Origin of the sequence: Streptomyces sodiiphilus (genome assembly GCF_039529215.1) — a bacterium.
GTDB lineage: Bacteria > Actinomycetota > Actinomycetes > Streptomycetales > Streptomycetaceae > Streptomyces > Streptomyces sodiiphilus.
Map to the genome: position 1 here is coordinate 1 of NZ_BAAAMJ010000016.1, position 21,860 is coordinate 21,860.

16 protein-coding genes and 1 pseudogene are annotated in these 21,860 nt (G+C 71.9%); 8 read left to right on the plus strand and 9 right to left on the minus strand.

The features are described 5' to 3' along the window. The 3 genes and pseudogenes from ABD299_RS09665 to ABD299_RS09675 form a co-directional block, all read right to left on the minus strand. Positions 1-244: pseudogene (locus ABD299_RS09665) on the minus strand (hypothetical protein); the annotation flags it as partial. A gap of 605 nt (positions 245-849) precedes the next feature. Further along, positions 850-3,981 carry a penicillin acylase family protein gene (locus ABD299_RS09670; protein WP_344260675.1) on the minus strand — a complete coding sequence of 1,044 codons (3,132 nt, stop codon included), beginning with the start codon at positions 3,979-3,981 and terminating at the stop codon, positions 850-852. A 193-nt stretch (positions 3,982-4,174) separates the two neighbouring features. Continuing rightward, a complete protein-coding gene (locus tag ABD299_RS09675) occupies positions 4,175-5,302 on the minus strand; it encodes a helix-turn-helix domain-containing protein (protein ID WP_344260465.1) in 1,128 nt (375 codons plus the stop codon). A 180-nt stretch (positions 5,303-5,482) separates the two neighbouring features. On the opposite strand from ABD299_RS09675, the gene ABD299_RS09680 reads away from it, so the two are divergent. From ABD299_RS09680 to ABD299_RS09700, 5 genes are all read left to right on the plus strand, one after another. Next, positions 5,483-6,232, plus strand: a complete 750-nt coding sequence (locus ABD299_RS09680; protein WP_344260467.1) for an SDR family NAD(P)-dependent oxidoreductase — start codon at positions 5,483-5,485, stop codon at positions 6,230-6,232. Positions 6,233-6,287: 55 nt separating this feature from the next. Next, a complete protein-coding gene (locus ABD299_RS09685) occupies positions 6,288-7,646 on the plus strand; it encodes a flavin-containing monooxygenase (RefSeq protein ID WP_344260469.1) in 1,359 nt (452 codons plus the stop codon). Beyond that, on the plus strand, positions 7,643-8,500 hold the full coding sequence (locus tag ABD299_RS09690) for an SDR family NAD(P)-dependent oxidoreductase (RefSeq protein WP_344260471.1): 858 nt from the start codon (positions 7,643-7,645) through the stop codon (positions 8,498-8,500). Before ABD299_RS09685 ends, ABD299_RS09690 begins: the two co-directional genes overlap by 4 nt. After that, the gene (locus tag ABD299_RS09695) at positions 8,497-9,870 is read left to right on the plus strand and encodes an MFS transporter (protein ID WP_344260473.1); all 1,374 of its coding nucleotides are present in this window, start codon (positions 8,497-8,499) and stop codon (positions 9,868-9,870) included. The genes ABD299_RS09690 and ABD299_RS09695 overlap by 4 nt, the downstream gene beginning before the upstream one ends. 254 nt (positions 9,871-10,124) lie before the next feature. Then, the gene (locus ABD299_RS09700; RefSeq protein ID WP_344260475.1) at positions 10,125-12,029 is read left to right on the plus strand and encodes a propionyl-CoA synthetase; all 1,905 of its coding nucleotides are present in this window, start codon (positions 10,125-10,127) and stop codon (positions 12,027-12,029) included. Positions 12,030-12,096: 67 nt separating this feature from the next. Here ABD299_RS09700 and ABD299_RS09705 read toward each other — a convergent pair whose 3' ends face one another. From ABD299_RS09705 to ABD299_RS09715, 3 genes are all read right to left on the minus strand, one after another. Then, positions 12,097-13,170, minus strand: coding sequence for a 2Fe-2S iron-sulfur cluster-binding protein (locus tag ABD299_RS09705; protein WP_344260477.1), 1,074 nt, complete (start codon positions 13,168-13,170; stop codon positions 12,097-12,099). After that, complete coding sequence (hcp, locus tag ABD299_RS09710; RefSeq protein ID WP_344260479.1) at positions 13,167-14,834, minus strand: hydroxylamine reductase; 1,668 nt, start codon at positions 14,832-14,834, stop codon at positions 13,167-13,169. Before hcp ends, ABD299_RS09705 begins: the two co-directional genes overlap by 4 nt. Before the next feature lie 114 nt (positions 14,835-14,948). Next, positions 14,949-15,647: a Crp/Fnr family transcriptional regulator gene (locus ABD299_RS09715; RefSeq protein ID WP_344260481.1), complete on the minus strand. Its 699-nt coding sequence runs from the start codon at positions 15,645-15,647 to the stop codon at positions 14,949-14,951. A gap of 136 nt (positions 15,648-15,783) precedes the next feature. Here ABD299_RS09715 and ABD299_RS09720 point away from each other — a divergent pair, with 136 nt between their 5' ends. Next, on the plus strand, positions 15,784-17,535 hold the full coding sequence (locus tag ABD299_RS09720; RefSeq protein WP_344260483.1) for a TIGR03767 family metallophosphoesterase: 1,752 nt from the start codon (positions 15,784-15,786) through the stop codon (positions 17,533-17,535). A gap of 34 nt (positions 17,536-17,569) precedes the next feature. On the opposite strand, the gene ABD299_RS09725 is transcribed toward ABD299_RS09720, so the two are convergent. The 3 genes from ABD299_RS09725 to ABD299_RS09735 all read right to left on the minus strand — a co-directional run bounded on the left by ABD299_RS09725 (position 17,570) and on the right by ABD299_RS09735 (position 20,549). Next, entirely contained in the window at positions 17,570-18,766 is a 1,197-nt protein-coding gene (locus ABD299_RS09725) for a calcium/sodium antiporter (RefSeq protein WP_344260485.1), read from the minus strand. A gap of 99 nt (positions 18,767-18,865) precedes the next feature. After that, complete coding sequence (locus tag ABD299_RS09730; protein WP_344260487.1) at positions 18,866-19,021, minus strand: hypothetical protein; 156 nt, start codon at positions 19,019-19,021, stop codon at positions 18,866-18,868. Between the two features lie 496 nt (positions 19,022-19,517). Then, entirely contained in the window at positions 19,518-20,549 is a 1,032-nt protein-coding gene (locus tag ABD299_RS09735) for a glutathione S-transferase family protein (RefSeq protein WP_344260489.1), read from the minus strand. A 142-nt stretch (positions 20,550-20,691) separates the two neighbouring features. Between ABD299_RS09735 and ABD299_RS09740 the strand changes: the two genes are divergently transcribed. Together ABD299_RS09740 and ABD299_RS09745 are read left to right on the plus strand one after the other, a co-directional pair. Continuing rightward, the gene (locus tag ABD299_RS09740; RefSeq protein WP_344260491.1) at positions 20,692-21,618 is read left to right on the plus strand and encodes a sulfotransferase domain-containing protein; all 927 of its coding nucleotides are present in this window, start codon (positions 20,692-20,694) and stop codon (positions 21,616-21,618) included. Between the two features lie 48 nt (positions 21,619-21,666). Beyond that, positions 21,667-21,831, plus strand: a complete 165-nt coding sequence (locus tag ABD299_RS09745; RefSeq protein ID WP_344260493.1) for a hypothetical protein — start codon at positions 21,667-21,669, stop codon at positions 21,829-21,831. Positions 21,832-21,860 lie beyond the last annotated feature (29 nt).

The following is a 21,860-nucleotide window of genomic DNA, read 5'->3' on the forward strand; positions in this document are numbered from 1 at the left end:
CACGCGGCTTCTTGTGGTGACCCTTCCAGTCATGCTTCCAGTCGTGCTTCCGGTCCCAGTCACGCTTCCGGTCCCGGTCGTGGTGGCGGTCGTCATCCCGGGCCGGCAGTTCGGTGGCAGCGATACCGAGGGAGCCGATCTGCGGGGCCTTCGTCTCGGTCGTCACGGCACTGGCTGCGGGAGCCGTGGCCGCGAGAAGGCCGGTGATGGCGGCCGAGAGAAGAAGAGTTCGAGCGGTGCGCATGTTCTTCCTTTCGGACGTGACTGCGGGAACCGACACGGCGTCGGTTCTTCGAGCGCAGTAGCGACGTGATCAGCCTCATCCGGAATCCGGGTGCGCACCACCGGAGAAATCCGCGTTCGAGCTAACTGATGGTCTTTTCGGGTGGCCAGGGCAGAACCGTCACTCTTTCACCGGATGTCCCATCGGCGTGGCGTGCCCACAACGGAGTAAGAGATCCCGGGGCCGAGGTCATACGTCTGCCGTCTGAAAGGCCCGGATCACAAGGGGAGCCCCCGCACGTGACACACGTGCGGGGGCTCCGGAGGCTCCTTCCGGGAGGTTGCTTCCTACCGGCTCCGGTAGGCGGCCGTCCGTGGACGCCTGGACTATGGGCCCCCTGGGGCTGTAGGTGACGAGGCACCGAAGCGCAGGAACCGTTTCCTCCACCCCCGGCTCCGGTGCGCGACAGCCCTCAACCTACCGAGCGGCGGGATAAGGGCTCCGTGAGAACGTGCGAAAAACGGTCAGGCGTCCGGCCCCGGCCGGAAGTGGCGGCCGGGGCGGGACGCGATCGCCGTGTCAGAGCCCCATCGACGCCGGCACGACCGGGGCCCGGGGCTGGTGGGTCATTGCCGGTAGATACCGATCTCGAAGATCGAGTAGCGGTTCTTCGTCGCCTTTTCCAGACAGGAGATCCGGATGTAGCGGGCGTCGGCCGCGGAGAACGTCCGGTTGTCCACACCGCCCCGCCCGGCCGTGGTGGTGTGGACCGTCTCCCAGGCCCGGTTGTCGGCGGAGACCTCGATCCGGTACTGCCGGGCGTACTGGGTCGACCAGTCGATGACCACTCTGCCGACCTGCTGCTGCGACCCCAGGTCCACCGTGATCCAGGCGGTGTCCACCGTCTTGCTGGCCCACCGTGTCGACGGCTTGCCGTCGACGGCGTTGGACGGCGGGTAGGACACCACCACCGCGTTCTGATAGCTGGACGCGGAGGCCGAGGCGCCCGAGGCCAGATTGGTCAGGTCGTCGGTGCGCCGCGCGGGGAACTCGACGACCTGCTGATAGGTCGGGCGGTTCTGCCAGGCGATCGCGGGAACGGTGATCCCGCCCATGGCCCGGTGCACGATCGAGTCGGCACACACCTGGTCGCCGGGAGAGCAGTGGTCGTCACCCGGATAGATCTCCGGTGCCGGGGTGGCGACAGCCTGCGCCAGGGTCGACAGCAGCATGTCCCGGCAGGCGTTCAGGTCGCCGTCCCCGCAGTACGCGCGGTCCAGCGGGCTGTCGACAGGGCGGCCGAGCACGCTGCGCAGGTCCTTGTCGACGTAGGCCCACCAGCCGTGCTGGAAGGCCGATCCCCGGTGGGCCTCGCCGGCACCGATGCCGTCCCCGGCCGCTCCCGAGCCGTTCTGGCCGTTGGAGGGGGACTCGTTGATCCGGGAGACCTTGGTGAGGGCCCGGTACAGGTCCTCACCCAGGGCGGGTGTGAACTGGCCCTCCACCAGGAGCGGCCACCATGCGTCCAGCACCCGGATGGCCTCCGCGTGCTCGTAGCTCTTGGCGTTCTTCGTGGCCTTGCGGCGGTGCGACCCGGACTCCTGCCAGGTGCGGAGGGCCTGGACCTGGCCGGCCAGTTCCCCCGCCTCCGGACCGATGACGTCCAGGATCTCCGGCAGCACCTGATCGGCCCTCAGGTCGACCACTGCCGCGTCCTGCATGGCCTGCACCAGCGTGGTCCGGGTCACGCCGCCCGCCGTGACGAGCCCGGCGACCCTCTCCTCGAGCAGATCGGCGCGGTGCACCGCGCCGTTGCTCCAGCCGGAGGAGAAGTCGGCGGCCTGCTTGTTGTTCCAGCTGATGTAGTAGTCCCGGTTCACCGACTGCGGATGCTGTGCGGACGGCAGACGCGCCGAGGTGTTGGCCGCCGGGTCCCAGTCCTGCCACTCGTGGGCGGGATCGGCCAGAATCGGCTTGTCGGGGTCGGTGCCCTCGGCCCGGACCGGGTTGGCGCCCGAGTTGTAGTAGGCGGTGTCGTCCGCGTCGGCGTAGAACCAGTTGAAGGTGTAGTCGATGTCCCGCGCGGCCTCCTGGAAGGACTGCGCCGAGGTGACGGCGCCCGGGTCGTTGAACTTCTGGAAGCCGATCACGGAGTCGAGTTCGTGGCGGTAGGTGGACCGCAGCTGGGTGAAGGCGACCGGCTTGCCCTCCACGGTCCCGGTGTGGGTGACCAGCCCGTAGGCCGAGCGCAGCGTCACCAGATCGTAGGAGCCGGCCTTGGTGGAGTCGGCGGTGGTCGGCTTCCACGCGTTGTGCTTGACCAGCGGCTCGAAGGGGGTGCACTCCCCGCGCAGCAGGTAGTGCCCGGAATCGGTGGTCGGGGCGGCGCCCGAGGGTTCGCACAGTTCGACGGCGAACGTGTCGGTGATGTCCTGGTTGGCGGAGGTGGCGCTCCAGGAGTAGTCCAGGCCGCGGCCTATCTCCACATAGAAGCTCAGACCCGGGAAGGAGGCGCCCCGGGCGCGCAGGCCCGGTCCGTCCAGTTCCTGCACCATCAGGATCTGGGGAGCGTAGTAGCCGGTCTGCGGCCCGTAGACGGCGACGGGGTGGCCGGAGGCGGTGTGCTCCCCCGAGACGACCAGCGCATTGGACATGCCGTGATCACCGCTGATCAGGTCGGCGGGCAGCACTCCGGCGGGCTCGCCCGCAGTCGGCGCAGCCGTGGAGGCGCCGGTGCCGGTGCCGTTCTGCGCGTGCTCGTAGGCCGTGACCGATCCGGCGTCCGGCATCGCCACGCCCACCGGGTCGGCAGGCGACTGGGCGTAGGGGAAGCTCTCGTCGATGGTCGTGACCGCTTCGGTGTCGTTCTGCGCCCGCCAGGCGGTGTAGGCACGGCGGCCCTCCGCCTCGCCGTACTGCTCGATGAACGCCAGCTCGGCCAGCGCGTTGTCCACCTCTCCCCCGCCCCCGTTACCGAAGATGGCGCCGATCACCGCGGCTATCGCGACGACGTCGGTCGCGGTGAAGTCCTCGATGCGGGAGCCGTGTCCGGTCAGGACATACTCTCCGGGGTAGGTGAGCGCCGAGACCGTGTCGTCGATGAAGGCGTTGATCCCGGCGACATAGTCCTGGATGTCCTGGTACGCCTGGGCGCCGCGTTCCCCCGAGTCACGCACCCGCTCCAGTTGCGCCCGCAGGTCCTCCTCGGTGTAGGGGGCCACCGCCCACAGGCTCTGCTCCAGCGCCCGGTTGCCCGCGGCGCCGCCGGCGAAGGAGGAGAGCTCGCCGCGGCCGACGTGCCGCAGGATGTCCATCAGCCACAGCCGGTCCTGCCCGGCCGCGTAACCGGCACCGAACTCGGTACCGGAGCGGGTGGTCCCCTTGATGTGCGGGGTGCCGGTGGCCTTGTCACGGGTGATGGTGACGTCGGAGCGCGGCGAGATGCGGCTCTCCACCTGGTCCGCCGGGACGCCGAAGGAGGCGTCGTGGAAGTAGGACGCAAGCTGATCGGCCGTCAAGCCACTGTAGTTGTACAGCAGTTCGTCGTAGAGCGGAAGCTGGTCGGCCGAGTGGGCGGGCCGGGTGCCGATGGTCTGGTGCAGGAGGATGCCGGCGAGGGTCGCGTGGCCGTTCTGGCCCGCGGGAAGGATCTCCTGGCACTGTCCGAGGCAGGGATCGTCGGGGGCGGGGGCGGGGTCGTCGGCCGCGGCGGCGGGAGCGGCCGTCGCCAGCGGTACGAGCAGAGCCGCGGTCATCATGACCGCGGCCGCGAGAGCGGTCCGGAACCGCAGTGTGGTGCGCCGGGCCGGTGCCCGGGCGGGAAGTCTCACGGGAACACGCCTCCTGGGGAGCGTCGTGGTGGGGAGTGAGCGAACGTTAACCGCACCCGCCACGCAGGGATAGCCCTCGAACACGGAATCGCCGCGGGGCAGTTCCCTCCCCCTCGGGCGGTCAGGCCCGGGTGAGCCAGGTACGGGCCAGCCACCAGGCGTCCACGGCGCCGAAGGTGGTGGCCGGGTCGATGCCGGTGACCTCGGAGAATCGCTGGACGCGATTGCGGACGGTGTTGGGATGGACGAAGAGCCGCCGGGCCGCCGCGTTCACATCGCGGTCCGCCTCCAGCCAGGCGCTGACGGCGTGGGCGACCGGCTCGGCGTTCGAGCCGAGCGTGGCCCAGGCGGAGCGGTGGTGGTCCAGCAGCACCGCGGCGAGATCGGCGCGGTCCAGTACGGCGGCGAGCGCGGCCACCTCCCCGATGTGCGCCGCGCCGGTGCGGCCCGTCGCCTCGGCGGCCGTGAGCGCGGCAACGGCCAGCCGCCGGGCGGCGGCCAGTTCCTCCGGTTCGGCGGGTCCCGCGATACCGGCTGCCACCGCGGTGTTCACCAGGCGGACCGGTGGCTCACGGGTGAGGACGCCGACCACCAGATCGTCCACGGGGGCGCACAGCACAGGGTCCTGCTCGCGCAGGGCTCGATGGAGCCCCGCCGCTGCCGGTCCGGGCCTGGCCACCAGCACCCACAGTCCCGCGGAGACCGGCAGACCCGCCTCGGCCGCCGCCAGCGCGGCGGCCGAACCGCCCGCCAGCAGCCGCCGCAGCAGCACCGTGTCCCGGTCCCCGGCCCGCGGGTCCTGCTCCCCCTTGGCCATGCGGTGTGCGGTGATCAGCCTGGCCCGCACCGCCTCGGCCCAGTCGTCGTACAGCTCCCGGGCGTCGAGCAGGATCTCCGCCCCGACACCGCGGGCAGCCGCCGTCTCGCGGGCCCGCGACCAGATCGCCCGTTCGGCCACGTGGATGGCACCGAGCACCGCCTCGATGGAAACGCCCTGCCGGGCGCGCGTGAGGGCGAGTTCCTCGACAAACGACAGCTCCGCCTCCGTCGGTCCCCGGCGGGCCGCCAGGGCGCGGGTGGCGGCGGCCAGCAGAGCCCGGGTGTGACCGGCGATGTCGGCGGGCGGGAGGACCCCGACCTCGCGCACCATCGTGCGCACCCCGGCGACCACCGACGGCAGCAGGTCGTCATCACCGACGACGTTCTCGATGAGGTCGACCACGGCAGTCCAGTCGTCACGGGAGGGCATTCCCCGATCGTGCCCGCCGGTTGTGGCCGTCCACAAGCCCCGGCGGGAAACCCGTGGTCGCGGACATACAGCCTCCCGGGATCAGCCCCTACGGTTGGGGATCTCCACAACGCCGCCGGCCGCCCGTGAGGCGCGGGCCGAGTGGGCCGCCGGGCCGCACAACATCCCTGGGAGCACCCCATGACCGAAGTGGTCGTCGTCACCGGAGCCGCCGGTGGTATCGGCGCCGCCCTGATGCGGCGGTTCGCCGACTCGGGCCGGACGGTGGCGGGGCTGGACCTGCCCGGGGCCTGCCCGCCCGGCGACGACCGGATCACCGGGTGCGACATCACCGACGAGGAGCAGGTGCGCGAGGCGTTCGCGCGGGTGCTCGCCGAGCACGGCAGGATCGACGTGCTGGTCAACAACGCGGGCATCTCCGCCATCGGCGGACTGCTGGATCACGACGCCGCCACCTACCGCCGGGTCATGGATGTCAACTACTTCGGGGCCCTGCTGTGCACGCGCGCCGCACTGGAGGCGCTGACCCGCTCCCGGGGCCGCATCGTGGTGCTGAGCTCGGTGGCGGGCTTCGCCCCGGTGCTGGGCCGGCCGGCGTACGTCGGGGCCAAGCACGCGGTGACGGGCCTGTTCACCGCGCTGCGGCCGGAGCTGGCCCCCCGGGGCGTCTCGGTGACCATGGTGCATCCGACGTTCGTGACCGGCGGCATGAGCGAGGCGCCCCGGGCCGAGGGCATCGTCCGGACCACCACCGGGCCCGAGATCACCGCCGACGAGGTGGCCGGCCGGATCGTGAAAGCCGTGGACACCGGGCAGGACCTGGTACTGCCCGGCCGGACCGCCAGGCTCGCCTGGTGGGCCCATCGCCTGACCCCCCGCGGCTACACCCGCCTGATGACCCGGCGACTGCGGCGTACCGGCTCCGCCTGAACCCGGCGCCCCCGGAACTGTGCTCCCACCCCTCCACTTCCCGAGGAGAAGCCCCATGACCACGCCCAGCCGGGTCGCCGTGATCGGCGCCGGAGCAGCAGGGCTCGCCACCACCAAGGCGCTGCTCGACGCCGGCCTGGAGGTCGTCACCTACGAGCGGGGCGACCGGCCCGGCGGACTGTGGGCGCGGGACAACAGCAGCGGCCTCTCCCCCGCCTACGACTCCTTGCACCTGAACACCAGCAGGGCACGCACACAGTTCGCCGGATTCCCGATGCCGCGGGACTGGCCCGACTACCCCTCCGCCGATCTCGTGGCGGGCTATCTCGCCGACTACGCGCGGACCTTCGGCCTCACCGAGCACATCCAATTCGGCACCACCGTCACCTCCGTCGAACGGGAGCCCGGTGGCAGCGGATGGTCGGTGACGACCGGGGCCGGCGGCACCGGCCGGTTCGACGCCGTCGTCGTCGCCAACGGTCACAACTGGGATCCGCGCGGCCCCGAGCCCGCCTGCCCCGGCACCTTCACCGGCACCCAGATGCACGCCCACGACTACCGGAACCCGGAGTGCTTCCGGGACCGGCGGGTGCTGGTCGTGGGCATGGGCAATTCCGCCATGGACATCACCGTGGACGCCTCCCATGTCGCCCGGGGGCCGGTACTGCTGTCGGCCCGGCGGGGCGTCCACATCGTGCCGAAGTACCTCTTCGGGCGGCCCGCGGACGCGACCGGCGGCGCCCTGGCCGCACTGCCGTGGCGGCTGCGCCAGGGCATCGCGCAGACACTCCTGAGGCTGGCCGTGGGCACGCCGCAGAGCTACGGCCTGCCGGCGCCCTCGGGCGGCCTCTTCCAGAACCATCCCACCGTCAGCGACACGATCCTGCACCGCCTGACCCACGGAGAGGTCGCACCCCGGCCCGGCATCGACCGCCTCGACGGGGACCGGGTGGTGTTCGCCGACGGCACCTCGGACCCGGTGGACGTGATCGTGTGGGCCACCGGCTACCGGGTGAGCATCCCCTTCCTGTCCGCCCGGTGGCTGGGCGCGGACCCCGAGCGGCTCCCGCTGTACAAGCGGGTCTTCCACCTGCGGAACCCCTCCCTGGCGTTCGTGGGACTGATGCAGTCCACCGGAGCCGCGCTCCCGGTGGTGGAGGCCCAGGCCAGGCTGGTGGCCGCCTGCTGGTCCGGGACCTACGCCCTGCCCCCCATGAGGGACCAGCAGCGCGCCGTCGCCCGGGCCCTGCGGGACGCCACCCGGCGGTGGGGAGCCGACCGGCGCCCTATGATGCGCATCGACTTCGACCAGTACCTGGCCGACCTGCCCCGCGAGCTCCGGGCCGGGCGGGCCCGGCTGCGCCGCGGTGCCCGGCCGTTCACCCCGTCACATCGCGAGGAGACCTCCGTATGAGCAGCCCGCGTCCCTCCCGCTCCGGCCGGGGCCACCGCGATGCCCGCGGCGTGCGGGTTCTGGTCACCGGCGCCTCCGGCACCTTCGGGCGGGCGGTCGGCGCCCGCCTGTCAGGGCTGGGGGCCCATGTGACCGGCCTCGACCTGGCTCCCGGCCCGGAGGACCCGGTGGAGGTCCTGGCCTGCGACATCACCGACGACGCGAGCGTGACCGCCACGGTGGCCGAGGCCATCGGACGGATGGGAGGGCTCGATGTGCTCATCAACAACGCCGGAGTCGGCGGGCCTGCCGCGGCCGAGCTCGCACCGGGGGGCGAGGCCCGCCGCCAGCTGGAGATCAACCTGCTCGGCGCCTGGCGTGTGACGGCCGCCTGTACCGACGCCCTGGTGGCCTCCCGGGGCCGGGTGGTGATGATGTCCTCCCGGATGGCGGTGATGCAGTTGCCGCTGGCGGCCGCGTACGGCGCCTCCAAGCGGGCACTGGTGGCCTACGCCGACGCGCTGCGGCTGGAGATCGGCACACACGTCGGCGTGACCTGTGTGTATCCCTCGGCGGTGCGCAGCCCGATCCACGACTCGACGGCGGCCGCCGGCCTGTCGCTGGAGGGGGTGAGCCGGTACGAGCCCCTGGAGGGCGTGGTGGACACCGTGCTGCGGGCGGCGCTCGGCCGGAGGGTGCGCCGGGATCTGGCGACCACCCGCCGCGGGGCCGTGGAGCTGTTCCTCGCCCGCCACCTGCCGTCGGTGACGGACCGCATCGTCGCCCGTACCCTCGCCGGCCGGATCCGCGGCGGTGCCTTCGACGGCGCGGAACTCGCCGCCGGCCTCACCGAACGCCACCGGAGCGCGTCATGACCACCGCCCAGGGCGGACCGCCCGCCCCGCACCCGGCCGGCGCCCCGGTCCCGTCGTCCCGTGCCCGGCTGGGCGACCTGATGACCTACTCCGCCGGATCGATCGGCATGGGTGTCTGGTCGACCGTTCCGGGGCTTCTGCTGCTCTACTTCCTCACCCACACCCTCGGCGTCACCTCCTTCCTGGCCGGTCTGGTGATGCTGCTGCCGAAGGTGATCGACGCCCTGGTCCACCCGCTGCTCGGCACGCTCTCGGACCGGGAGGCGCGCCGCAGCGGGCACCGGCTCCGCATGCTGCGATGGGGCCTGCTGCTGGCCTGCGCCATGGTCGCCATGTTCTCGGTCCCGGCCGGCCTCACCGGTCCGGGGGCCGCCCTGTGGGTGGGCTGCTGGTTCGTCGTCGGCAACACGCTCTTCGCGTGTTTCCAGGTGCCCTACCTGACGACGCCCTCCGATCTGCGGGTCGGCTACCACGAGCGCACCCGGGTCTTCATGTTCCGGATGCTGTTCCTGACCGTGGGGCTGCTCGGGGCCGGTGTCGCCGCGCCGGCCCTGGTCGCCTCGGGCGCACGCGCGGACTACTCCACGATGGCGCTGCTGCTGGCCGGTGCCATGGTGATCTCGGGCCTCGTCTCCCTGGCCGGGGTCCGCAAGCTCACCTCCCGCTGCGGGTTCCGCCGCCCCGACGGGCGCGCCCACTCCACCCTCGACGACATCAAGGTCGCCTGGCGGGACCGGAACTTCCGGGCGCTGGTGCTGTCCTACCTGTTCACCGGCACCACCACGCACCTGTTCCTGGCGGCGCTGCCCTTCTACACCCTGTACGTCTTCGGCAACAGCGGACTGACCGCCGTGTTCATGGGGGGCTTCCTGGCTCCGGCCATCCTGGCCGGCCCGGCCTGGATGATGGTGTCCCGGCGCATCGGCAAGCAGCGCGGACTGCTGATCTGCCAGGGCATCTTCATCGCCGGGTCGATGGCGCTGCTGCTGGGCGGGATGCTGGGCGTGGCCGCGACGATCGCCGTGGTGGTGGCCCTGGGCATCGCCTTCGCCGGTCTCCAGCTGTTCGCCTTCTCGATGGTGCCGGACGCCGTCGCCGCCGCCGAGGCGAAGGGGTCGGCGCGGGCCGGGGCGTACACCGGGGTGTGGACGGCGACGGAAGCCACCGGTACCGCCATCGGGCCCTACGTGTACTCCGCCGCCCTGGCCGTCGGGGGCTTCGTCTCCACCACCGAGGGCCAGGCGGTGGCGCAGACGGACTCCGCCCTCACCGCACTGCTGGTGGGCTTCACCGTGATACCCGCCGCCCTCATGACGGTCGCCCTGTCCTTCCAGCTCCGCTACGCCCTGGACCGCACCGCCGGCCGGTGACCTGACGCGTAGGGCACCCGGGCGGTTCCGGACCGGCGGCGGGTGCTAACTTGTCCGGTCAGCCAGGCCGGGACGCCGCGCGGACGCCCGGGTGACGGACCGGCCGGCGGCCGAGCGGTACTGTCCTGCCTCCCCGTGCCCCCTTCTCTCCCTCCCCACCCACCGAGCCTCGTGCCCCTGCGCGGCGACCGCTGCCGCGGCGGGCACGCTGGGGGACCGGCCTTCGCCGGTCCCTTGCGTGAAAGGAACGTGGAATGGCAGCAACCTCCCATCGGCCCGGCGGCTACGCGGACGTCCACCGCCGGAGCCTCGACGATCCCGAGGGGTTCTGGCTGGAAGCCGCCCGGGCGATCGACTGGACCGTCCCGCCGTCGAAGGCGCTCGACAGCTCCCGCGCGCCGCTGTACCGGTGGTTCCCCGACGGGGAACTGAACACCTGCTGGAACGCCGTGGACCGGCACGTGGAGGCCGGTCACGGCGACCGGCTCGCACTGATCCACGACAGCCCGGTGACCGGGACCGTCACCCGTCTCACCTACCGGGAGCTGCGCGACGAAGTGGCCCGGCTGGCGGGCCTGCTGTCCTCCTGGGGCGTGACCAGGGGCGACCGTGTCGTGGTGTACATGCCGATGATCCCGCAGGCGGCGATCGCGATGCTGGCCTGCGCCCGGATCGGGGCGGTGCACTCGGTCGTGTTCGGCGGTTTCGCCGCGCACGAGCTGGCGGTACGCATCGACGACGCCCGGCCCAAGGTCGTGCTGTCCGCCTCGTGCGGCATCGAGCCCCAGCGCGTGGTGGCCTACAAGCCGCTCCTGGACGCGGCGCTCGACCAGGCGGAGCACCAACCGGAGCGCTGTCTGATCCTCCAGCGCCCGCAGTGCCCGGCCGGCCTCACCGAGGGCCGGGACGTGGACTGGGCGGAGGCCGTCGCCGGGGCCCAGCCCGTCGGCTGCGCCCCGGTCGCGGCCACCGACCCGCTGTACATCCTCTACACCTCCGGGACGACCGGGCGGCCCAAGGGCGTGGTGCGCGACAACGGCGGGCACGCCGTGGCGCTGCGCTGGTCGATGGAGAACATCTTCGCCACCGGGCCCGGGGAGGTGTTCTGGGCGGCCTCGGACGTCGGCTGGGTGGTCGGCCACTCCTACATCGTCTACGGCCCGCTGCTGGCCGGGTGCACCACCGTGCTGTACGAGGGCAAGCCCGTCGGCACCCCGGACGCCGGGGCGTTCTGGCGGGTCGTCGCCGACCACGGGGTGAAGACGCTGTTCACCGCGCCCACGGCGATCCGGGTGATCAAGAAGGAGGACCCGGAGGGCTCCCTGTACGCCCGCCACGACACCGGATCCCTGCGTCACCTCTTCCTGGCCGGCGAGCGTCTCGATCCCCAGACCTACCGGTGGGCGGGCGACCTGCTCGGTATCCCGGTCGTCGACAACTGGTGGCAGACCGAGACGGGCTGGCCGATCGTCGCCGACCCGATGGGCCTGGACCCGCAACCGACCAAGCCCGGATCACCGACGCTGCCGGTGCCCGGCTACGACGTCCGCATCCTCGGCGAGGACGGCAAGGAGGTGCCCGACGGCGAGGAGGGCGCGGTGGCCCTGCGGCTTCCGCTGCCGCCCGGCACCCTCCCCACGCTGTGGGGCGACGACGAGCGGTACATCCGCTCCTACCTGTCCGCCTACGACGGCTACTACCTGTCGGGGGACGGCGGCCGCAAGGACGAGGACGGCTACGTCTACATCATGGGCCGTGTCGACGACGTGCTGAACGTCGCCGGGCACCGGCTCTCCAGCGGCGCGATGGAGGAAGTGCTGGCCGCGCACCCCGATGTCGCCGAGTGCGTCGTGATCGGGGTGAAGGACGCCATCAAGGGGCAGGTTCCGCGCGGACTGGTCGTCCTGAAGTCGGGGGTGAGCCGTTCCGCCGAGGAGATCGGCGCGGAGCTGGTCGCCTCGGTGCGGGAGCGGATCGGCCCGGTGGCCGCGCTGCGCCGGGTCGATGTGGTCCAGGCGCTGCCCAAGACGCGGTCGGGCAAGATCCTGCGCCGCACCATGCGGGACATCGCCGACGGAGGGGACCCGGCGCTGCCCTCCACCATCGAGGATCCCTCGGTGATCCAGGCGCTGCGTCCGGTGCTGCGCGAGGACACCTGACCGGACGCCGGGCCCGGGCGGGTCCGGGGTGTCCGCGGGCCGCCGGTGCGGGCGGCCCGCCGACCCCTCAGCCGGGCAGGAACCGCTCCCGGAAGACCCGGTCCGGGGCGATGCCGGCAGCCGCCGCCACCCTCTCCACGGCCTCGATCAGCGCCGGCGGCCCGCACACGTAGATGTCCGGGGTGACGGACGCGGCCCGCAGGGCCCCGGCCAGCCGTTCGGCGGGGTTGCCGGACGGTCCCGGCCAGGACGGTCCGGGGTGGCGGACACAGACCTCGAAGGCGAAACCGGGCAGCTGCGCCTCGGCCTCCGACAGCTCCGGGACCCCGAAGACGTCCCGCTCCTCCTCGACCCCCAGGAACAGCCGGGCCTGCTGCGGCTCCTGCCACTCGGCCATGTGCCGGACCATCGACAGCAGCGGCGCCAGGCCGGTACCGCCCGCGACGAACCAGCGGGGTGCCGGCCCGGTCTCCCGCAGGCCGAAGGCGCCCTGAGGGCCGTGCACCGGCAGCCGGTCGCCGACGGCTGCCCGCTCCCGCAGGTAGGAGGAGAACGCGCCGCCCGGCCGCAGCCGGATGAGGAACTCGGCACGTCCTTCCCAGTTCCCGGTGTTGGCCAGGGAATAGGCGCGCCTGGTCTCCTCCCCGGGAATCTGCAGCTCCAGGAACTGACCGGGGTCGAACTGGCAGCCCTCCCCCGCCGTCCCGTCGGGTTCCAGCCGCAGCTGCAGGCGCACCGTCTCGTGTGCCACTGTCTCCAGCGCCGTGACGACGGCCTCCCGGGCCGGGATTCCGCCGTACAGGATCCGCGAGGAGGAGTAAGGCAGTTCCGCCGACAGCGGGCCGCGCGGATAGGTGCGGCACAGCAGGACCTCGCCGCGCTCGCGGTCGGCCGGTGTCAGTGCCTGCCCGCTGTGCGTGCCGAGGCGGTACTCGCCACCGGTGACGGCCGCCCGGCAGGACCCGCAGGTCCCCTGCCGGCAGGACGAGGGCAGGGCCGCGCCGGCCTGAGCGGCGGCGTCCAGGACGCTGGTGCCGCCGTCGCAGCCGAACTCCAGGCGCTCGCCGTCGGGCGTGGTCAGCACGACGGGGCTCTCCCGGCCCGCCGGAGCCGGTGCGGCGGATTCGGTGGCCGAGGTCATGACTGCGCACGCTCCAGTGCCGCGGCCACATCGGTGCCGGCGTCACCGACGACCCGCAGGCCGAACCGGTCGACGAGTTCCTGGACCAGTGCCGGGGTGAGATAGGCGGGCAGGGTGGGGCCGAGGTGGATGTTGCGCACTCCCAGGGCAAGAAGCGTCAGCAGCACCGCCACCGCCTTTTGTTCGGTCCACGACAGCGCCAGCGTCAGCGGCAGGTCGTTGATGCCGCAGCCGAAGGCGTCGGCCAGCGCCGAGGCGATGGCGATCGCGGAGTAGGTGTCGTTGCACTGACCGAGATCCAGCAGCCGGGGGATGCCGCCGATCTCCCCGAAGTCGTGGCGGTTGAACCGGTACTTGGCGCAGCCGAGCGTGAGCACCACGCTGTCGCGCGGCGCGCCGAGCGCGAAGTCCGCGTAGTAGTCGCGTCCGGGGGTGGGGCCGTCGCAGCCGCCGACCAGGAAGAAGTGCCTGATGTCGCCGCGCCTGACCGCCCCGATGACGTCGTCGGCGACGGAGAGCACCGCGTCGCGCCCGAACCCGACGGTGATGAACTGCTCGGGGCCGTCCTCGGTGAAGCCCGGCAGTGCCCTGGCGGCCCGGACCAGCGGGGTGAAGTCGCCGTTGGCGATGTGCCGCACGCCGGGCCAGCCGACCGGGCCCGCGGTGAAGATCCGCCGCCGGTAGCGTGCGTGGGGCTCGATGATGCAGTTGGAGGTCATGAGCACCGGCCCGGGGAACTCCGCGAAGTCCTTCTGCTGGTCCTGCCAGGCCCCGCCGTAGTTGCCGGCCAGGTGCGGATACGCCTTGAGCAGGGGGTAGCCGTGGGCGGGCAGCATCTCCCCGTGGGTGTAGACGTTGATCCCGGTGTCCTTGGTCTGTTCCAGTACCGCGGCGAGGTCCTTCAGGTCGTGCCCGCTGACCAGGATGGCCTTGCCGGCCACCGGCGTGCAGCGGACCGCGGTCGGCTGCTGGGCGCCGTAGGTGCCGGTGTTGGCGGCGTCCAGAAGTTCCATGACCGCGAGGTTCAGGTGTCCCAGGCCGACGGCCCGGGCCAGGAGCTCGTTGGCATCGGTGGGCGACTCGGCCAGGTAGGCCAGCCCTTCCTCGACGCCCGCGAACACCTTCTCGGAGTGGCGGCCCAGGACGTGGGCGTGGTGGGCGTAGGCGCAGATGCCCTTCAGCGCGTAGAGGTGGAGGGCGCGCAGGCCGGTGATGTCGGGGCCGACCAGGGCGATGCCGTGGTCGACGCGCGCGACGGCCGCCTGTCCGAGCAGCCCCGGCATGTCGGGCGCGGGTTCGAAGGCGGCGGGGCCGGAAAGCGGCCGGGGGTCCAGTCCGCGAGCACGGGCTGCTTCCTCGTAACGGGCCCGCACGCGGTCCCGCACGGCGGCCGCCTCGCGCAGCAGGGCGACGAACCGGGTGGGGCTGAAGTTGACGTTGGTCAGGGTGGTGAAGACCGAGGAGAGAATGAAGCCGGCCGCCTCGTCGTCGGGGGCGTCCAGATCGCGGGCGCGCACCGCGTACTGGGCGATGCCCTTGACCGCGTACAGCAGCAGGTCCTGCAGGTCCGACGTGCCCGAGTCCTTGCCACAGTTGCCGAGCGCCCCCGCACAGCCGGGTACTTCGCCGGTCCGGTCGGTCTGTTCGCACTGGAAGCAGAGCATGCGTGCCCTCCTGGTCGAGTCCTGGCCTTGCCGGGACAGACGGTAGGCAGGGGGCCACCGGAAATCCTTGACGCCGGTCAATTCCGGGCCTTCGAAGAGCCCGTGTGACCGGTATCACTGCCACTCCAGCCGGGCCTGCAGGCCGGGCATGTCGTGCAGGACGATCCGCCTCCCCTCGACCGCGATCAGTCCGTCGGCCGACAGTTCCCGCAGCACCCGGGAGAACGTCTCGGGGGCCAGGTTGAGCCGGGAGGCGAGCACATGCTTGCGGGTCGGCAGGGTGACGGTGGCCCGGCCCTCCACCTCCGTACCGCTCCCGGCCTCGTGCAGCAGGAAGCCGACGACCCGCTGGACCCCGGAGCGCAGCGAGTACGACTCGACGTCCCGGATCAGGCGGCGCAGGCGGACCGCCATGTTGGCCAGCATGCGGCGTGCGAAGGCGGGGTCCCGGTCCAGGAGGTCGAGAACCGCGTCGCTGGAGACGGCCAGCAGCTCGGTGCTGACGAGGGCGGTGGCGGTCACGGGGTACCGCAGGCCGTCGAAGACCACGGCCTCGCCGAAGGTCTCCCCGGCGGCGACGATCTCCACCACCTTCTCCGCGCCGTCGGGTGTGGAGACCGCCAGCTGCATCTGCCCGCGCTGCACGAAGAAGAAGCCCCGCACGGGGTCCCCCTGGCGGAACAGGATCCCGTTGCGCTCCAGGACGGTGATGCGGGAGCCTGCGCGCAGCACGCCGATCTGGTCCTCGGTCAGCCCGGAGAACAGCGGGAGCTGCCGCAGCAGGACGGAGAGCGTCGACTGGTTGTTTCCCATCCACGCACCGTAATGCGGATCCGGCCGCGACTTCTTGCGCGTCCCACGCCACCCGGCCGGCACTATTGACATGTACCTTGCCAGCCCATTCTCTGTTCTGGTCGATCCAGCCCACTCCCCCAGAGAGCGAGCCAGCATGGCCATCTCCCGTCGCGGCCTCATCGGGGCCGCGGTGCTCGGAACCGCGGCAGCCGCCGTGGATCTCGGTGCTCCGGCGTCGCACGCCGCCGGCCCGCCAACCGGAACCACGACCCTCAGCCGCACCCTGCTCCCCGGGCAGCCCGGACCCGGCGGCTACCGACTGCTGACCAGCGGCCCCGGCGAGCCGCACCTGGTACGCGGCGACCTCGGCGGCGGCAGCGGGCTGACGGCCCGCTCCCGGCCGCTGCTCGCCTTCGCCCAGCTGTCCGACCTGCACATCATCGACGCGCAGTCCCCCGCCCGCGTGGAGTTCCTGGACCGCTGGGCCGATCCTGACGCCGCCGCCTGGGGCCAGGTCTTCTCCAGCGCCTACCGGCCGCAGGAGATGCTCTCCGCGCAGATCGTGGACGCCATGGTCCGGGCGATCCGTCAGGTGGGCGAAGGTCCCTCCACCGGTGTTCCGCTGGCGTTCAGCATCGTCACCGGCGACACCGTGGACAACGCCCAGTTCAACGAGATGCGCTGGTACATCGATCTGCTGGACGGCGGGACCGTCCGCCCGGACTCGGGTGACCCCGCCCGCTGGGAGGGAGTCGCCGACCTGGAGCGCTTCGATGCCGCCTACTGGCACCCCGAACCGGACGGCCGGCCGGACCGGCCCCGGCAGCTGTGGGGCTTCCCCACGAAGCCACAGCTCCTGGACGCGGCCCGGCGGCAGTTCACCGCCGGCGGCCTGGGCATGCCCTGGTACACCGTGTACGGGAACCACGACGGGCTGGTGCAGGGGAACCTCCCGTCCGGCTGGCTGCTGAACCAGGTGGCCACCCGCTCCCACAAGCCGGTCGGCTGGCCCGCCTCGGTGGAGGAGGCCGCCGAGGCCGCCGCCGCCTACGAGCGCTCCGGCGACGCCCTCGCCAAGGCGTTCGACGGACCGGTGCGCCGGGTGACGGCCGATCCACTGCGCAGGCTGCTGTCCCGGTCGGAGATGATCGAGGAACACTTCTCCACCACCGGAACCCCGGTCGGGCACGGCTTCACGGCCGCCAACCGGGCGAGCGGCAGGGCCTACTACGCCTTCGACCACGGCATCGTCCGCTGCCTGGTACTGGACACGGTCAACCCCAACGGCGGAGCCAACGGCTCCATCGACGGCACACAGCACCGCTGGCTCCAGGACGAGCTGCGCGCGGGAAGCAGCCGCTACCTGACCGCCGAGGGCAGGGAGGTGACGCACGACGTTCCCGACCGGCTCTTCCTGGTCTTCTCCCACCACACGCTGGAGACCATGAACAACACCACCGACCCACTGGGATGGCTGTTCCCCCGTGTCGACGGCACCCGGCTGCGTCAGACCCTGCTGTGCTTCCCCAACGCGGTCGCGATGGTGAGCGGCCACACCCACACCAACCGCATCCTGCCGCACGCCCGTCCCGCCGGCTGGGCGGCACCGGGCGGCTTCTGGGAGATCACGACGGCCTCCCACATCGACTGGCCCCAGCAGAGCCGCATCATCGAGATCTCCGCCCACCCCGACAACACGTTGTCCCTCCTGACCACCCTCGTGGACACCGACGCCCCGCTCTCCCACGCCGGGCGTCTGGACGACCCCGCCTCCCTGGCCTCACTGGCCCGCGAACTATCCGTCAACGACTGGCAGAAGCGGTCCGACACGGCCGACGGCGGACGCCGCGGAGGCCCGGCCGACCGCAACACCGAGCTGCTCCTGCCCTCCCCCTTCCCGCTGTGACCGGCTGACGCCCGGCGGGCCGGAAGGGCCGGGGTCAGGACCCGCCAGGTCCCTGCCCCGGTGGCGCCTCGTCCCCTCCGGCCTCGCCGGCCCGGCGCAGGCCGCGCTCCGTCCGCTGCCGCCCGCGCATGCGCACCTCGTAGGCGCTGAACAGCGCGAGGGTCACCGCGATCAGCGGCAGTACGAACTGCACCATGACCGTGGTGAACCCGGCCAGCGCGTCGTGCTCGGTCGCCGCCAGGACCACGAAGACGGTGTAGGAGATGTACAGGGCAAGGAAGAGACCGCCCTCCCACCGGACGATGAGAAAGCCGGTGAAGGCGATGGGCAGCAGCGCCACGGCAGCCGCCAGCATCAGCGGGATGTCCAGCGCGACCGCCGCGCTCGGCACCGGAATGCCGCCGGCCGAGATCACCGAGGGCAGACCGAGAACCAGGCTGATGTTGAGGATGTTGCTGCCCACGACATTGCCCACCGCCAGGTCCCGCTCGCCCCTGCGGACCGCGATCACGGACACCGCCAGCTCGGGCAGGGACGTGCCGATCGCCACGACGGTGAGGCCGATCACGAGGCTGCTGACACCGAAGGCGGCCGCCACGTTCACCGCGCCGTCGACCAGCAGCCTGGCGCCGAGCACCAGCAGTCCGACGCCGGTCACCACGAAGAGCAGCGACTTCACGACAGAGGCCGGGGGCTCCTCGTCCTCCCCGCCCGCCTCCCCGGCACCGGCCGCCGCCCCTGCGGCGCGGCCCGCCGCGAGCGCACGCTCCTCCGCCGCCTCACGGCGGCTGACCACGATGGTGACCACGGTGTAGGCGACCAGCACGCCGAGCAGGACCACCCCGTCCAGTCTGCCGATCCCGCCGTCCAGCGCCATCACCAGCAGCAGGACCGACACCGCGACCATGATCGGCAGGTCGATCCGCACCAGCCGCCGCTTGACCGCGAGGGGGATGACGAGCGCGGAGACACCGAGGATGAGCAGGACGTTGGCGATGTTGCTGCCGACCACGTTGCCGACCGCCAGTTCCGGCTCACCGCCCATCACCGAGCCGATGGTGACCGCCAGTTCGGGAGCGGAGGTGGCCCCCGAGACCACGGTGAGCCCGACCACCAGGGCGGAGATGCCGGCCCTCCGCGCCAATGAGGAGGCCCCCCTGACGAGCACCTCACCTCCCAGGGTGAGCAGCACGAGACCGGCGATGACACGACCCACGTCGAGAAGATCCACCGCTGGATTCTAAACAGCCCCGACGGCCGGGCACCGTTCCTGCACCCTTTCCCCCCGAACCCGCGAGAACCGCTTGTGCGCCGTGAAGAAGAAGGGCAGTCAGCGGCCGACCGGTCTGGCACCGGCCAGCGCGGTGCCGACGAGGGCGAACGCGGCAAGAGCGGGGATCGGTACGTGACCGCCCGGGCGGTCGATGTCGTCGATGAACCATCCGGAAAACCCCACCCAGAGCAACCCGCCGAAGACGATCAGCACAACGTTTCCGCGCTCTCCCGTGGCCCGCATACCCGCCCACAGCAAGAGGGGCATGAGCAGCCAGGAAGCGACCGTCGAGAGCAGGAACTCGACACAGCACCGGCGAACACCGTGGCCTCGCTGGGGGCGGAACTCTCACGGGCCCAGGCGTAGCCCACGGACATGACGGTGTGACAGATCGCCGTGGCCGCGCCGACGCAGAGAACACCTTTGGCGTGGCGCAGGGGATTCACGGCGGACATCCTTGCTTCCGGCAGACCGGCGGGCATCGACGGGAACAGTCGGGGCCGACCGGGCGGCGTACGGGCGGCGTACGGGCGGTGGCCAGACGGTGGTCGGTGTTCGTTCAACCCAACGCCATGGCGGCGCCGCGCAGTTCCGCCGCACTCACCTGTGACCGTCCGGGGTCCGAGCGTCCGCTCCCCGCCCCGGCCGCACGGCGAAACTGGGCAAACGACGGGACCACGGCCCACGCGGCGGCAGCGGGGAGGCGCTCTCAGCCGTGGGCGGTGGAAGGGATCACCTCGGACGCGGGGGGCGGTCCCGGGGGCGTGCCGTCGCCGAAGGGGCGCCCGCCGAGCTCGTCACGGTGATGCGGGGTCAGCCAGCGGGCCGGGTCGGGGCCGAGCGGCACGATGCCGGTCGGGTTGATACCGGTGTGCACCCGGTAGTAGTGCCGGCTGATGTGGTCGAAGTCCACCGTGTCGCCGAATCCGGGTGTCTGATAGAGATCCCGGGCATAGGCCCACAGCACCGGGTCCTCGGCCAGCTTCCAGCGGTTGCACTTGAAGTGGTTGTGGTAGACGGTGTCGAACCGCACCAGCGTGGTGAACAGCCGGATGTCGGCCTCCGTGATGGTGTCGCCCACCAGGTAGCGGCGGTTCACCAGCCTCTCGGACACCTGCTCCAGACGCCGGAACACCCCGCGGCACGCCCCCTCGTACTCCTGCTGCCCGAGGGCGAAGCCCGCCTGATAGACACCGTTGTTGACGTCACGGTAGATGCCGTCCATGACGTGGTCGATCTCGTCGCGCAGCGCCTCGGGGTAGAGGTCGGGCGCGCCGGGCCGGTGCAGTGCCGTCCATTCGGTGGCGAGGTCCAGGGTGATCTGCTGGTAGTCGTTGGTCACCAGCTTCCCGGTGGGCACGTCCACGACCGCCGGGACGCTGACGCCACCGGGGTACTCCGTCTCCCTGGCGTCATAGGCCTCGTGCAGGTAGCGGATGCCGAGCACCGGGTCGCGCCCGTCCGGGTCGAGCGTGAAGCGCCAGCTGCGGTCGTCCTGGATCGGGTCGGCCACGGCGAGCGACAGGGAGTCCTCCAGCCCGAGCAGCCGCCGGGAGACCAGGGCGCGGCTCGCCCACGGACAGGCACGGCTGACGACCAGCCGGTAGCGGCCGGCCTCGACCGGCCAGCCGTCCCGGGCATCGGCCGTGATGCGATCGGTGAAGTGGCTGCGGGACCGCTTGAACGGCTTGCGGCCGTAGGAGGCGTTGCCGTCCGTCGTGCTGTCGGCGGGGTCACTCACCGTCGGGCTCCTTCCGTCGCGGGGGCGCCAAGCGCCGGTCCCGAACGCTTATCCCCCGGGCCGCGCACCAAACCTGCCCCGGAGCGCTCGGAGGGACGAGGCCGTCTTGAGGGGGTACGGCCCGGCGGCGCAGACTTTCCACATGCGCACCCAGACGACTCTGCTGCGTCCGCCTCGGCGAACCTACCGGTCCTACTTCACCGACAGCACCTCCTGGGACCGGTACGAGCCGCGTCCCGGTGACATCGTCATCTCCACTCCCGCCAAGGTCGGTACCACCTGGACGCAGCGCATCGCGTCCGTTCTGGTGTTCCAGGACACCCGCCTGCCGGGTCCGCTCATGGAGATCAGCCCCTGGCTCGACTGCCGCTTCGTGCCCGTCGACGCCATGCTCGGCACTCTGGAGGAGCAGCGGCACCGGCGGTTCCTCAAGACGCATCTGCCCATGGACGCCTTACCCGTCTACTCGGAGGTGTCCTACCTGGTCGTGGCCAGGGATCTGCGGGACACCGCCGTGTCGGCACACAACCACGCGCTGGGCATGAACGGGCTGCGCGACGAGTTCCCCGACCCTCCGGACGAGGACGACGTGTACACGCCCCGGCTGCCCGTGGTGCCCGAGGACATCCGCGCGTTCTGGCGCGACTACTTCACCCGCAGTCCGTTCCCCTGGGAGGCGAACGGCTGGCCCTACAACTCCCCCACGCGCCATCTCGAGTCCTGGTGGGGGCACCGGGACGAGCCCAACGTCCTGTTCCTGCACTTCCAGGACATGCTCGACGATCTCGACAAGGAGATGCGGCGGGTGAGCGCGTTCCTGGGGATCCCCGTCGACGAGGCCCGCTGGCCCGCTCTGGTGAAGGCCTGCACGTTCTCGGACATGAAGGCCACGCAGGATCAGGTGTTCCCCGGGCGGCTCGCCGAGGCCCTCACCTCGCTGGAGTTCTTCCACAAGGGGAGGAACGGCCAGTGGCAGAACGTCTTCACCGACGAGGACATGGCGCTTTACCGGGCGGCGGTGGAACCACTGGACCCCGGGATGCGGGCGTGGCTGACCCGCAGCGTGTAGGGGCAGTCCGACGGCCGGGCTGACAGCCGGGCCCGTTCCTGGCCTACCGTGGTCAGCCGGGCAGGCGATGCCCTCGTCGGGCGCCGCCGTCCCGATCCGCTCTCCGCCGCCGGAGGCCGCGGGGTGTGGCTGATGCACGAACTGTGCGACCTGGTCGAGATCCAGCAGCTGCCCGGCGCGCTCGTCGTGCGCCTGTCCATGGACATCGGCTGAGGGGCGGCAAGCGCTCCGGACCGGGATTC

What these genes read in the sequence shown, in the direction of transcription:
- ABD299_RS09670 (WP_344260675.1), bottom strand. Translation starts at nt 3,981, where the DNA reads ATGATGACCGCGGCTCTGCTCGTACCGCTGGCGACGGCCGCTCCCGCC.
- ABD299_RS09675 (WP_344260465.1), bottom strand. Translation starts at nt 5,302, where the DNA reads ATGCCCTCCCGTGACGACTGGACTGCCGTGGTCGACCTCATCGAGAAC.
- ABD299_RS09680 (WP_344260467.1), top strand. Translation starts at nt 5,483, where the DNA reads ATGACCGAAGTGGTCGTCGTCACCGGAGCCGCCGGTGGTATCGGCGCC.
- ABD299_RS09685 (WP_344260469.1), top strand. Translation starts at nt 6,288, where the DNA reads ATGACCACGCCCAGCCGGGTCGCCGTGATCGGCGCCGGAGCAGCAGGG.
- ABD299_RS09690 (WP_344260471.1), top strand. Translation starts at nt 7,643, where the DNA reads ATGAGCAGCCCGCGTCCCTCCCGCTCCGGCCGGGGCCACCGCGATGCC.
- ABD299_RS09695 (WP_344260473.1), top strand. Translation starts at nt 8,497, where the DNA reads ATGACCACCGCCCAGGGCGGACCGCCCGCCCCGCACCCGGCCGGCGCC.
- ABD299_RS09700 (WP_344260475.1), top strand. Translation starts at nt 10,125, where the DNA reads ATGGCAGCAACCTCCCATCGGCCCGGCGGCTACGCGGACGTCCACCGC.
- ABD299_RS09705 (WP_344260477.1), bottom strand. Translation starts at nt 13,170, where the DNA reads ATGACCTCGGCCACCGAATCCGCCGCACCGGCTCCGGCGGGCCGGGAG.
- hcp (WP_344260479.1), bottom strand. Translation starts at nt 14,834, where the DNA reads ATGCTCTGCTTCCAGTGCGAACAGACCGACCGGACCGGCGAAGTACCC.
- ABD299_RS09715 (WP_344260481.1), bottom strand. Translation starts at nt 15,647, where the DNA reads ATGGGAAACAACCAGTCGACGCTCTCCGTCCTGCTGCGGCAGCTCCCG.
- ABD299_RS09720 (WP_344260483.1), top strand. Translation starts at nt 15,784, where the DNA reads ATGGCCATCTCCCGTCGCGGCCTCATCGGGGCCGCGGTGCTCGGAACC.
- ABD299_RS09740 (WP_344260491.1), top strand. Translation starts at nt 20,692, where the DNA reads ATGCGCACCCAGACGACTCTGCTGCGTCCGCCTCGGCGAACCTACCGG.